This is a genomic window from Anaerobacillus sp. 63XJN7_5_ISO-PGPR-S23-430 (genome assembly GCF_056173695.1).
In genome coordinates, this window is sequence record NZ_CM149686.1 from 2553960 (window position 1) to 2566736 (window position 12777).

General features: G+C 38.7%; 14 protein-coding genes and 1 riboswitch. Of the genes, 1 reads left to right on the top strand and 13 read right to left on the bottom strand.

Annotation, left to right across the window (positions count from 1 at the left end; genetic code table 11):
- Positions 1-12 precede the first annotated feature (12 nt).
- From AC0VYJ_RS13495 to AC0VYJ_RS13550, 12 genes are all read right to left on the bottom strand, one after another.
- A complete protein-coding gene (locus AC0VYJ_RS13495) occupies positions 13-1440 on the bottom strand; it encodes a dihydrolipoyl dehydrogenase family protein (RefSeq protein WP_475365413.1) in 1428 nt (475 codons plus the stop codon).
- Between the two features lie 14 nt (positions 1441-1454).
- A complete protein-coding gene (locus AC0VYJ_RS13500; RefSeq protein WP_194222016.1) occupies positions 1455-2036 on the bottom strand; it encodes a CDP-alcohol phosphatidyltransferase family protein in 582 nt (193 codons plus the stop codon).
- Positions 2037-2049: 13 nt separating this feature from the next.
- Positions 2050-2706: a TVP38/TMEM64 family protein gene (locus AC0VYJ_RS13505; RefSeq protein WP_194222017.1), complete on the bottom strand. Its 657-nt coding sequence runs from the start codon at positions 2704-2706 to the stop codon at positions 2050-2052.
- Positions 2703-3689 carry an ABC transporter ATP-binding protein gene (locus AC0VYJ_RS13510; protein ID WP_475365414.1) on the bottom strand — a complete coding sequence of 329 codons (987 nt, stop codon included), beginning with the start codon at positions 3687-3689 and terminating at the stop codon, positions 2703-2705. The genes AC0VYJ_RS13505 and AC0VYJ_RS13510 overlap by 4 nt, the downstream gene beginning before the upstream one ends.
- A 13-nt stretch (positions 3690-3702) precedes the next feature.
- Positions 3703-4521 (bottom strand): ABC transporter permease, encoded by an 819-nt coding sequence (locus tag AC0VYJ_RS13515; RefSeq protein ID WP_303530844.1) that lies wholly within the window; start codon positions 4519-4521, stop codon positions 3703-3705.
- Positions 4518-5402 (bottom strand): ABC transporter permease, encoded by an 885-nt coding sequence (locus tag AC0VYJ_RS13520; protein WP_475365415.1) that lies wholly within the window; start codon positions 5400-5402, stop codon positions 4518-4520. Before AC0VYJ_RS13520 ends, AC0VYJ_RS13515 begins: the two co-directional genes overlap by 4 nt.
- The gene (locus tag AC0VYJ_RS13525) at positions 5371-6609 is read right to left on the bottom strand and encodes an ABC transporter substrate-binding protein (RefSeq protein WP_475365416.1); all 1239 of its coding nucleotides are present in this window, start codon (positions 6607-6609) and stop codon (positions 5371-5373) included. The genes AC0VYJ_RS13520 and AC0VYJ_RS13525 overlap by 32 nt, the downstream gene beginning before the upstream one ends.
- 277 nt (positions 6610-6886) lie before the next feature.
- Complete coding sequence (locus tag AC0VYJ_RS13530; protein ID WP_194222330.1) at positions 6887-8236, bottom strand: copper amine oxidase; 1350 nt, start codon at positions 8234-8236, stop codon at positions 6887-6889.
- Positions 8237-8533: 297 nt separating this feature from the next.
- Complete coding sequence (locus tag AC0VYJ_RS13535) at positions 8534-9196, bottom strand: sulfite oxidase-like oxidoreductase (RefSeq protein WP_475367494.1); 663 nt, start codon at positions 9194-9196, stop codon at positions 8534-8536.
- 83 nt (positions 9197-9279) lie between these two features.
- Positions 9280-9378, bottom strand: a riboswitch (SAM riboswitch).
- A 61-nt stretch (positions 9379-9439) separates the two neighbouring features.
- A complete protein-coding gene (locus AC0VYJ_RS13540; RefSeq protein ID WP_475365417.1) occupies positions 9440-9904 on the bottom strand; it encodes a GNAT family N-acetyltransferase in 465 nt (154 codons plus the stop codon).
- A 196-nt stretch (positions 9905-10100) separates the two neighbouring features.
- A complete protein-coding gene (locus tag AC0VYJ_RS13545; protein ID WP_194222332.1) occupies positions 10101-10532 on the bottom strand; it encodes a GNAT family N-acetyltransferase in 432 nt (143 codons plus the stop codon).
- A 97-nt stretch (positions 10533-10629) separates the two neighbouring features.
- Positions 10630-11193: a GNAT family N-acetyltransferase gene (locus tag AC0VYJ_RS13550; protein WP_475365418.1), complete on the bottom strand. Its 564-nt coding sequence runs from the start codon at positions 11191-11193 to the stop codon at positions 10630-10632.
- Between the two features lie 122 nt (positions 11194-11315).
- On the opposite strand from AC0VYJ_RS13550, the gene AC0VYJ_RS13555 reads away from it, so the two are divergent.
- Positions 11316-11837, top strand: coding sequence for a LysE family translocator (locus AC0VYJ_RS13555; protein ID WP_475365419.1), 522 nt, complete (start codon positions 11316-11318; stop codon positions 11835-11837).
- A 59-nt stretch (positions 11838-11896) separates the two neighbouring features.
- Here AC0VYJ_RS13555 and AC0VYJ_RS13560 read toward each other — a convergent pair whose 3' ends face one another.
- A complete protein-coding gene (locus AC0VYJ_RS13560; RefSeq protein WP_430246066.1) occupies positions 11897-12673 on the bottom strand; it encodes a 3-hydroxybutyrate dehydrogenase in 777 nt (258 codons plus the stop codon).
- Between the last annotated feature and the right edge of the window lie 104 nt (positions 12674-12777).

Here is a 12777-nt window from a genome sequence, read left to right on the forward strand (position 1 = left end):
TCCTTTAATTCTTTATCGAACCCATTTAATATATTTTTCTGACACCTTAGGAAGCCAACCATCAAATAATTTTTCTCTCCAGAATAAATCAGCGGCTTGATTTAGGATAGCCCCTTTCGTTGGGTATGGATGAATGACTGTAGAAATGTCTCCGATTTTATGACCATGTTCTTTCGCAAAAACAATTTCTTGCATCCAGCTTCCAGCATCTTCGCCAACAGCATGAGCACCTAGAATATGCCCTTTCATGTCTGTAATGACCTTTAAAAGTCCATTTTTTTTGCGCTCAGCTATAAAACGATCGACATCTTCTGTACCAACCTTGAAAACGCGAATTTGATCGCCATGTTTCTCTTTCGCTTCTTTCTCAGTCATTCCAAGGTGAAAGACCTCAGGATCTATATACGTAACCCATGGAACGTTCTCATAGTTTACTTTTCTCTTTAATCCAAACACTGCGTTTTGTACAATAAGTTTCCCTTCCATACCAGCTCCATGTGTAAAAGGAAAGGCACCATTCACATCACCAATTGCATAGATGTGGGATTGGCTAGATTGTAATGACGCATTAACTGTAATAAAACCCTTGTCTTCATCTACTGAGGCCGCTTCTAAATTCAATTTATCTGTATTAGGCTTTCTACCCGTTGAAAACATAATCATTTCTGATTGGATAGTTTTCTCTTCGCCATTCTCAATATACGTCACAACTTTAAAACCGTTTTCCTTTTTAATCTCTTTTACTTCTGCTTTAAAAATAAATGAAAGCTCTTTCTCCAATTCCTTCGTAGCAATTGGTATGATATCGTGATCTTCTTTTTTCAAAATGGTCTCAGAGGTTTCTAGTATAGTTACATTTGAGCCGAATCTTGAGAGAGATTGAGCAAGCTCAAGTCCAACAGGACCGCCTCCTATAAAAACGATACTTTCGGGCAAATGGTCTAAATTGAAAATCGATTCATTCGTAATATAAGAGACATTTTCCACTCCATCAATTGGGGGAACTTTCGGGCTTGAACCTGTGGAAATCACAATTCGTTTCCCTTTGATGGGGTTCTCGCCATCAATGAGGACTGTATGACTATCTTTAAATGAACCTTTGCCTCGATAAATATCTACCCCTAATTTCTCAAAGCGCTCATCACTATCAATTTCTTGAATTTCACTAATCGCTTCTTTCACGCGATCTATAGCACGACTAAAGAGCACTTCGCCGCTCACCGTAAGGCCAAATTCTTTTGCCCCCTTGTAGACAGCATGAACTTCTTTAGCAGCTGTAATAAAAGCCTTTGATGGGACACACCCATAATGAAGACAGTCACCACCTAAACCTGGCTGATCATCGATTAAGGCCACATTGGCTCCCATATTGGCTGCACCAGATGCAGCAGTCAGTCCACCAGAACCCCCGCCTATTACAATTAGATCATATTCTATCATTCGTCCCATCTCCTCTATGCTAATATCCTTTTGGCTTCTGCTAGTCTTTGAAAAGCAGTGAATAGTTCAATTGCTACAAACGCTAGTGTCAAGATAACTAAAAAGTTGTGAAACAAAATCATTGCTGTAAAGAGAAGAAAACCTTCTGTTCTCTCCGCAGCTCCCGCTTGATAATAGAATGATTTGATGCCTTTTTTCTCTGACACAGCACCTACTGTAAGGAAGATCGTCATGGCAAAAATGATGGAAGTACTTAATAATAACAAGGCCCACATCGCTTCAGGAAACCTAAAAGCAAGCCCTAATATGACACTAATTTCAACAACGCGATCAAAACTCACATCCAATACGGTGCCAAAAGCAGATGGCTTTGTTTTACGTGCCATTGTTCCATCAACAGCATCAAGAAAACCAGAAGCCCATAAAACGATAACCGCCCAAACGTAATAATCAAAATAAATAAATATCCCCGATGAAATGCCAATAATGAATGAAATAACCGTTACTTGATTAGCTGTAAGACCTAATCGAAGCAGCGATTCTGAGGTGCGATCCATTAGAGGCTGAACATATTTCCTTGCATGAGTGTCAAGCACGACAGCACCGTCCTTATTTCAGTTCTTCTTCAACAGAAGGTCCGAATGCTTTTCTGCGAATATATAGACTTACGATAAGTAATAGTAGTAATACGGCAGCAGCAATAATGACCGATGATAAATTATTTGATAAAAAACTTGCCCCCAGAAAATTCAATGCAATGGCACCTGGTAACATCCCCAGCAGCGTTGCTAAATAGTATTTCCTCCGATTCACATTAGAAACCCCACAAACATAGCTAACTAAATCAAAATGAAGAAAAGGAACGAGACGTAACAAGAGTACATAAAGAAAACCCTTTTCTGATAATCGTTTCTCAAGGTTTTCTCCCTTCCGCTTCCATGATTTCGGTAGAATGTTCATTCCTAATTTTCTTGCTAATGAAAAGAAAAGAAGAGCTCCTGTTGAACCACCTACCACCGCTAGAACTGTACCAAGTAGAGGCCCGAATACTAAGCCACCACTGATCGAAATGATCGATGTGGGAAAGAGCACAAAGGGTCTACCAATACAAATAAGCAAGAAAATGAGCGGAGCATAAAAGCCGAATGATGAAATCCAACCACGAATGTGAGAGGGTCTAAAATCAAATACATATTGATTAAGTAAGTAAATAACAATGATAAGTGCCGTCAACGATAATCCTTTTAGAAGTGTTTTAACAGTCATTGGGCAAGACCCCATTGATCTTTGGAATATTCTTTCATGTCTTCCCTCTTAGCACTTAATAGAACTTCTTGACCCGCAACTAAACGACTGTCTGACATGACAAGAATACTTCCCTGTTCCCAGGATATACGATAGCATTCTATGTTGTTTTTTACTGTAACCGCGCTTACCTTTCCTAAAACAAACGTACAATCCTGGTTACTTTGTTTATCTTGCACAGAAATGGCTTTTAATTTACTAAGCGGAATAAACCCTTCTTCTAGAGCTAATCCTTCTCCAATAATTTTAGCGCTCTCCATAGATGAAGGATTCGTGACAACATCATAAGGATGACCGATTTGGATGAATCTCCCCTCATACATAACAGCAAGCCTATCACCCATTTCGATAGCTTCGTCACGGTCGTGAGTAATAAACAGTGAAGTAATCCCTTCTTCTCTTAATAAATCCTTCACCTCACTACGAAGTGATTCTCGTAGTGCAGCATCAAGTGAGCTAAACGGCTCATCTAATAAAAGAAGATCTGGTTTCAGCACAAGCGCTCTTGCAAGTGATACTCTCTGCTTTTGACCACCTGATAATTCATGAGGAAAGGTATCTTTCCATTTAGACAGCTTTACTTTATTTAACATTTGTTCAGCTTGCCTAACGCGTTCGTTTTTTGATACTTTTTTTCTTTTCAAACCATAAGTTACGTTTTCTAGTACTGTTAAATGAGGAAATAATAATGAATCCTGAAACATCAAAACGACCGAACGATCTTCTGGTTTCAGCCTTACAATTGATTTTTCTCTTAAGTAAATGTCTCCTTCATTTAGTGCTTCCAAACCAGCAATACACCTGAGGAGTGTACTCTTACCGCATCCTGATGGTCCTACTACTGTAAAATGCTCACCTTCTTCTAAATGAAACGAAAGGTTCTGCAAGATGGATGTATTTGAAAATTTCTTATGAAGGTTTCTGCATTGCAATAGCTGGTTCAAAACAATCTTCCTTTCAAACGCGATTAACAGCTCGAATAACCAGCCTCAACATAACTTCCACCAGGCCAATAAATAGAAGGGGAAGCAAAGCAAAAAGTATTGAAAATCCTGCAATAACTGCTTCATTCGAACTTGAAAAATAGGGATAATATAATAATGGGAGGGTGATCACTGTACCTCCCCCAATAATAGCTGTAAGCGCATATTGTCCTAAAGATATAACAAAAGTTAATAACATTAAGCTTCGAATACTTGGAAGTAATAAAGGTAGGGCTACTGTCAAAAAGCGCGTCAACGGACCGGCTCCTAGTACAGCAGCCTGCTCATTTAGACTACTTCCCATTCTCTCATAGCCTGCCCTCATGACACGAATGGCATAAGGTAGCGTAGGAATCAAATGAACAATGACAACGCCTATCATCTTATCTGCTAAGCCAAATTGTATCATCGTAAATTGAAGCCCCATTGCGAGTAAAATGCCAGGTATTAAAATAGGGGATAGCAATAGTCCCTCAATAATGGATTTTCCTTTAAACGTATAGTGAGAAAGAGCCCTGGCCGCTGGTATTGCGAGCAAAATATTTAATATTACAACTAGAAGAGCAATCTTGAACGTTGTAACAATTGATTCGATTAATGAAGGATCTTTCATAATGCTACGCCACGCATCCAAACTTAGTTCGTTTGGAAATAACGCAGGCCACCTCCACCCTTCGGAGACGCTTTTCATTCCTATTGTTACAAAAGGTAGGATGAATAAAATAATAAACAAAACAAACACGAAACTAGTTGCTAACTCTCTTTTCCCTAAACGCTTCAAAAATAACCTCATCTGTTTCTCCCCTTTATCATTCTAAGCCTATGTTTTTGCACAGCTCCGATTGAAAAGGTCGCAAGAAGAAGGGCGAGCACTCCTGGAAGAAGCATAGCAGAAAATGCAAGTGGTCGCTTGCTCCAATCCCCATCATAAAACCATTCGTACGCTCTAACTGGTAACATTTCTGGTCGTGTGACACCTAATAAATATGGGATTTCAAACGCAGAAGCAACAAATGCTAATAAGATTACTGCTGTTTCGATGAGAATCGGGAGTATCCAGGGTAGTTCAACGGTTTTAAAAACATCCCACTTACTTCCACCTAGCGTTCGAACGACTTCAGAATAGCGATGATCGATCTCATAATAAACAGGCAACAGCATGAGAATTACAAAAGGAACTTCCTTCCAGACATATGTTAAAATGATCCCCAACCCAAATTTCTCTTGAACAAGAACTGGAAAATTCCCTCGACTCTCTAATACTCCCATTTGATAAAGTAGAGTAGAGAACAGTCCACTTTGCGAGAAAAACAAAAATACTAAATAACCTGCAACAAAATGCGGAATTAACATCGGTATCCATACAAGTATCTTCAACGTTGAATCTTTAAATAGCTCATATAACATTCTAGTCATTACTAATCCTATCACTAACGATAGTAAGGTGGACAGGACGGCAACTCGAAACGTTAATTTAAGGGAATGAAAAAAAGCATGATTACTAAAAAGTTCCGCGTATGTTGCAATAGTCCATTCCCCATCTATTGTTTGAAAACTTTGAGCTACCGCTGACCACATTCCATGCCCTACAAGTAGCAATGTAACCGCAATCGCAGGTAATAAATATAAACGTAATTTCCACTTATTGCTCAATAACCCGATTCGCCCATTCATTATTAATCCACTCCGTGTAACCTGTATCTAAGTCTGGTAGCTTATATTCATTTAAAACCTCTGTGGAAAGTACGCTTTCTCCCCGGTCAAGATTACCAATAATCTTCTGATCCTCTTCACTCAATTTATCGAAATTTAATACCGTACCTTCCCCCCACATTGTAGGATCCATTTTAGCTATTTGAGCTTCTGGCGATTCAAGAAAATCAATAACTGTCATAGCTCCCTCTGGATTCGGACTATTAAATGGAATACTGAGATAGTGTGTATTTGAAACCGATCCAGGATCTTTTAGAACAAATGACTTCGTGCTTTCAGGAAACGTCCCATTTTCAATTAAACTTCCTGCTCTTGCTTCGTTAAAGCCCATAGTCATTAGGATTTCCCCCTGACTATAAAGCGTATCAAGTTTAGTCAATGATTCAGGATAAGTTTCACCATTACGCCAAAGATCAGACTTTATATCATCAAGATAGTTCCACACGTATTCTTCGGAATCTTTAATAATTTCTTTATTAAATTCCTTTGCCAGAAGACCCGACTCTTCGCCTGCACCTTTTATGAGTAGGTGCTTCACGAACGTATTACCAGTAAAATCCGAAACGTTAGGATACGTAAACTTCCCAGGATTATCGTGAATCCACTGCTTTAACTCCTCAAGTGTACTTGGAGGTGTATCGATCTTGCTCGAATCGTAATGAAAAACATATTGAACATTTCCCCACGGAGCTTCTAATCCATCAATTTCCGTCCCTTGATCATATTCAGCATTCTGATCCTTTGATCCAATGTATTCTTGAAAATGAGGCAGCTTCTTTGAGAAAGAACCTAGTAATAAATCAGCATTCTTAGCATTTTTGAAGTTTGCGCCATTGATCCATATGACATCAATTGTACCTTTGTTTTTATTTGCTTTTTTCTCTGTTAAAAGTTTTTGCATAAATTCTTCGGTATTCATCGGCTGACGATTAAGCGTAATATCATACTCCTCTTTTAATCTTGGTGCTGCCCATTCATCAATGTACTGATTAATGCCTTCATCTCCTCCCCACATAAAGAGATTTACCTCTGTTCCATTAGAAGAGGATACGATTTCATCCCACTCCTTTGATAACACCTCTGTTTTACCAGTTTCATTGGTTTCACTATTCCCACATGCAACAATAAAAAGTAGCGTTGCGAAAATAAATGTAAACTTTCGCTTCATCTAATTTCCCCCTCATATAAACTATCCTAGCAACTGAAAGACATATTTGACGAACTTGATTGTGTTTCATAGTCAGGCATCATCTATTTTCCCATTATCAGTATACCTTTTTTATAAACAAGATGCTGTAACGCTCCTTACATCTCAAACTTTATTAAAACCATTTCCTATAGCGTAAGTACGACAAGTTCATTGTCCTTTTCACGAAGAAAAGCAATAGCCACTTTGGCTATTGCTTTTCTAGCGGGTATGTTAGGCTACCCTATCATCTATTCCCTTAGCTTTTCTGCATTTTTCTACGAACAATTACGCCAGTTGCAGCCATAGTTGCAAGAATGGCTGCAACAATCCATTCGATTGGCATTTGCTGTTCAGCTGTACCACCCATACCTGTTTTAGGCATATCAGTTGGCATAGCTTCCATAGCGAATTTGTCCGGGAATTGGTTTACGAAAGCACCAGAAAGTCCCTTTGCCGGCTTATACATATGAGCATAAGCTTCACGAACCGAATCATAAGCTGCATCGTAGTCTTCCGTAGTGTAGCTATCAAACGCAGATATTAATTGATTCACATGCATTTGTAAACCTTCAGATAATGGTCCCGCTTCTAATCTACCTTCAGTTGCTGTTTCAAGAAAACTTGAGAAGTCTGCACGATAGTCTTCCAGCGCTTTTAGTGCTTTTTCTTGAGCAGCTTCATCTTCAGCTCCTGTCGCTTGAACATATTCTACAAAGTTACCGATATGTCCAGACCACATTTCTTTAAATTGATTTCCTGCTTCTTCACCATATACAGAAGTTATCGCAGCAGCTAGATCATCCGTATTCTCGCTTAGTGCAGCTGCAGATGCATCAAAGTCTTCTGATCCGTCGATTCCGTTCTGCATTGTCATCATTGCAAGACCAGCATGTTCAGATAATAAATGACCTAATGTTGCACGAAGATCAGATGCTGGTGTTACGGCTTTTGTGTTCTCGAACTTGTCTGGGAACTGATCAGTAATGGCACCAGAGAATCCTTTAGCCACCATTTGCATGTGAGCAATCGCTTCACGTTCTTTCTCGTAAGCCATCTCATAATCACCTGCTACATAGCTATCAAATGAACCAATCAACTGATTAATGTGAGCTTGAAGTCCTTCAGACAATGTTTCAGCTTGAAGTCGTTCTCCTGTTGCATTTTCCAAGAAATTAGAGAAATCTTCTTTATAACCATCTAAGCTATCTAAAGCTTTTTGTTTTGCATCTTCATCTTCATTACCTGTTGCTTTCACATAGTCAACGAAGAAACCGATATGATTGCTCCAAATTTCATTAAATTCAGCTCCTGCTTCTTCACCATAAACGGATGTAATCGCAGCTGTAAGGTCTTCCGTGTTTTCACTTAAGGCACCAGCAGAAGCTTCAAAATCTGCAGAACCTTCAGCTCCTTTTCTCATTGTTTCTACTGCAAGATAAGCATGCTCACTTAGTAAATGGCCAAGATCAGCACGAAGATCAGCACCTGGTGTTTCTACTGTAGGCTTGTCCATTTGCTGGTCGTGGTCAGAGGCAAATGCTCCAGCAGTTGGTATTAAAAGTGAAAAGCTAAGCGGAACAATTAATAGTCCCTTTTTCCAATCGATCACTTTCTTTTTCATATTCTTGTTCGTATTCATTTTCAAATCCACTCCCCTTAATTTTGATTTACACTTAGCTAACGGAGGGAAGATCCATTTAGATCATTCTTTTTTTAAATTCTTCTCTTTTTTTAATTACCAGAGAATAAAAAGTCAGCAAAACCCACACATACTAAGGTTCTGCTGACTTTCAAGTTTTAACTATTTTTTTATAGATATGATGATATTTAGAATGTGATAATAAACTACCTTTTCCTCAATCAATTCTATATGTGTTAATCACGCCCGCTTTTTTAAGAAAAATTAATCAAACTCTTTTTTCTCCCATTCATCTTCTGGTAGTCCCAAATCCTCTCCAGAAAACCTTTCTTCTTTAAATGGATCGGCATGGTTATGAAATCCGTTTTGTTCCCAAAAACCAGGTTTGTCTTCATTGATAAATTCTATACCTCTGATCCATTTAATACTTTTCCAGAAGTAAAGATGCGGTACAACTAACCTGAGAGGCCATCCGTGTTTTGCCGTTAATTTCTCTCCATCGACTGAGTGGGCAAGAATAACATTATCTCTCATTAAGTCAGTGAGGTGAATATTCGTTGTATAGTTATAGTCACCATGTAGCATAACATGGTTCGTTTTCGGTACTATCCCATATGCGTTCATAAAATCCTTAATCAAAACCCCTTCAAAAGTATTATCAAACCTAGACCACCTTGTGACACAGTGAATATCACACTTTACTTTCTTCTGTGGTAAGGCAAGTATGTCGCTATAGGAAATGATCACTTCCTTATCAATTTCTCCAAATACACTTAGGTTCCATGTCGACATCTCATACACAGGTACATCACCTTCATGTAGAATAGGGAACCTTTCTGTAAGTACTTGCCCCGGTGGCAGACGATCACCATACATTTCACTTGCATCTGGAACTTTCATTTTGCGAATACGGTCAGCTTTTTTCAAATCCTTCACAACCCGTCTCTCATTTATTGAATCGTCTAAAAAACTCTTCCTAACTAATAAGGAAGAGTTCGCTTCAGAGCTCTTCCTTATCTCTCAGAGCATAGACTCTGCTGGATTTGGCACCTTGTCTATCAGGTTGCCGGGCATCAAAGGGCCAGTCCCTCCGCCTCTCTCAATAAGGAAATTAAAAAATGTAATTTTGATTCATTCTATCGGTCTATTTAGTATTTTGCAATTATTGTTTTAAACGAGGTTTTTCTTCATTTCAACAAATTGAAATTCTCCCCCATTGGTTTGTTGCATAAACAGATGAGTGATTTGAAATCCAGCCCTTTGATACACTTTTATGGCTCGTTTATTAAATTCAGCTACTGCCATTCCAAAGGAAGTTGGACGATACAATTCAACTGCTTTTTGAAGGCCAGCCTCCAAAAAAGAAAAGCCTTCTCCTTTTCCAACATTATCGGGAGACATTCCTAGACCAATTTCTATATGGTTGTCTTCATGCTCATGAAAACTAAAAAAACCAATAAGATGATCCCTTTGGTAGACGCTCCAATAATTTTCATTGCTGGCTGCATCTTCCCGGAACTCTTTTAGATCTTCAAGATCCTCGTCCATATTATAAAATGAGTATACCCCATCATAGTCCCACGAGATAATTCGCTCGACTTCTTCTTGACTTATTAACTTAAATTGATATACCAATACTCTCCCTCATTTCTGTGTGATTGAAAAGGAAAAGCCCCATGCTGGGAAATGCATGGGGCTCACACTTTATATTTTAAGGGGGGCAGGAACCGGGGAAGTCCCTGCAAAAATAGTGTAGCAAGTTCCAAGGGCATGATGATTGATTATGAGTTGTTTTTCACATTCTTTTAATAAATGAAAAGAAGCTGGACAACTATTTATAAACCATGATCGTTTGAAGTTCTCGAAATCCAATGTCTTTATAAATGTATTTCGCGAAGTTAGAGGAATACACATTCAAACGAATTTCCTCATATCCCTGTTCTTTGAAGTTTTCAATACTCGCTTGAACGAGCTGCTTAGAATACCCTTTCCCACGAAACTTTGGAAAAACAAATACATCATAAATGAACCCATGCTTGCTTTCTGTAAAATAATCCGTGTTTTCTCCAAGTAATACCCAGCCAGCAATTTCCCCTTCGTCGCGATAAATGAGGTGGTAACCACCTCGATCAAGAATGGATGATACAATTTCAAGTGCTTTCTCTTCTTTTACGATACCAGGATTTGTCGTTCCTTCATTAACAGATTGAATGGAATTCGACAAAATAAAATCTCTTTCTTCTATCGTCGCTCGTTCGATCACATAGTTTCCCTCCATCATCAAAATCATTCATTACTCGTTTATTCTTGATGCAAGAACCTTATTCCTCCCATAAGTAAGATGCATATTCTTACCAAATTTATTTTTTTGTTAAAGCATAGACGCATGTATCAGTTAGTTTACTGCCATCAATTGAGACATGGTCGTTTCGTAAAATAGCCTCAAGTTGAAACGATTGTTTCTCGGCAATTCGCCGACTTCGCCAATTTGTCGCATTACAACGAATTTCTAGCCTTCTAGCGTTTAGCTCTGAAAAGGCGTAATCTACAATGCCTTGGACCGCTTCAGACATATAGCCTTGACCAGCGTATCTAGAATCAATCCAATAACCGATTTCAAATTTACGAACGTTCCAATCTATTCGATGTAACCCTGAGGAACCGATAAAATCACCCGTCTGTTTATGGAAGAGTAATAGTCGAAGATCCTCCCGCTTTAAAAACGCTACGTGAGATTCGCGGATATTCGCTTCAACATCTTCTTCCGTTTGATCTATATGTGCGAAAGGCATCCAGGGTTTAAGCTCTTCTAACGAGGCATCAATTGATTGATGAACCGAAGCACCATCCCCAGGTAGTGGAGAACGTATATGTAAACGGTCAGTGCTAAATTTATTTGGTATATCAAGTAAAATGGGTTCCATGGAACTATTCCTCCAACAACACTAAAAGATGTCAGAATTATATCATTAATGAGAAACCTGTCAAGTTATTGGTCTTTTCCGGCCAATGTCCCGCTACCATCTAATTGAAATCGAGAGACGAATTGACGGATCACTTCACGAGGATATGGTTTTCTTGGCCTCTCTTCAGGACTACTTGTACATATTGCTGCTACCTTAGGAATTTCTGCCGTCCTTTATCAATCCTCTCTCGCCTTTTCGATTGTTACCGCGGGGCAGCTTACTTACTTTTCATGGCATATGAAGCTTTTAAAGATAGCGGATTCGCAGCTCCCCCCCCCCTAAGTCAACCTAGCAGACCTTATTTTTCTTTATATCGAAAAGGGATTGTTATGAATATTTTAAATCCAAAAGTCTCTTTATTTTTTCTCGCCCTTCTTCCACAGTTTGTAAACCAGCAGGCGAATTCACCCGCTCTTCAAATGTTAATTTTAGAAGGGGTTTTCATTCTACAAGTCTTTCTTATCTTTAGTGCAATAAGCTTTTTTGCAGGAAAAATCGCATTCTATGTCGTAGAAAATCATGCTCTAGCTAGAAAATTCAATCTTGCAAAAGCTTTATTGCTTGCTTTAATTGGTCTTCAAATAGCCTTTAGCGATCAATAAAAAAGCAGCGCTTCTCATTAGAAAGCGCTGCTTTTTTATTTTTTTAGTAAAATCTAAATTTACTGAGCTGTATAGCCACCATCAATTAGAAGGGCTTGACCTGTAATGCTCTTCGCTGCATCACTTGCGATAAACATTGAGTAATCAGCTATCTCTTTCACTTCAAGAAGTCTTCTTTGTGGTACAAGTGGATAGATTACTTCTTCTAGTACCTTTTCTAGCTCTACTCCGCGTTCTTTCGCTAGATCTTCCATCTGTCCTCTTACGAGTGGTGTATCAACATATCCTGGTGCCATGGCATTTACTGTAATACCGTGTTCCGCACCTTCAAGTGCAGAAACTTTTGTAAGGCCGATGACCCCATGCTTGGCACTATTGTAAGCCGCTTTCCCTGCGAAACCGATGACACCATTGATAGATGCCATGTTAATAATTCGCCCAAATCCTTGTTTCTTCATGATTGGAAATACATGCTTTGTTGCTATGAAAGGAGCTGTAAGCATAATATCCTGCATCATACGAAACTTCTCAGTTGGGAAGTTTTCTAATGCAGATACGTGCTGAAGTCCCGCATTATTTATTAACACGTCTAAGCGACCGTATTCTTCTACAGTACGGTCAATTGCTTGTTTAATTTCATCTTCATTAGTCACGTCTGCTTTAATACCAATAGCGTTATAACCTTTATCTCTTAGTTTCTGAGCAGCTTCTTCTGTTCCTTCTTCATTTATGTCAGATAGAACAACTTTTGCTCCATTCTCTGCGAACGTTTCACCAATTTCAAAACCAATACCTCTAGCTGCGCCTGTAATAAATACAGTCTTGTTGTTAACCATGAATATTTCCTCCTATTGTCAATCCTAAATTAAAATTATACTGTCACACCTCTCTATTCCCGCTCTACCTTTTAATAAACTAATCATTTTTGATTTATTTTCAT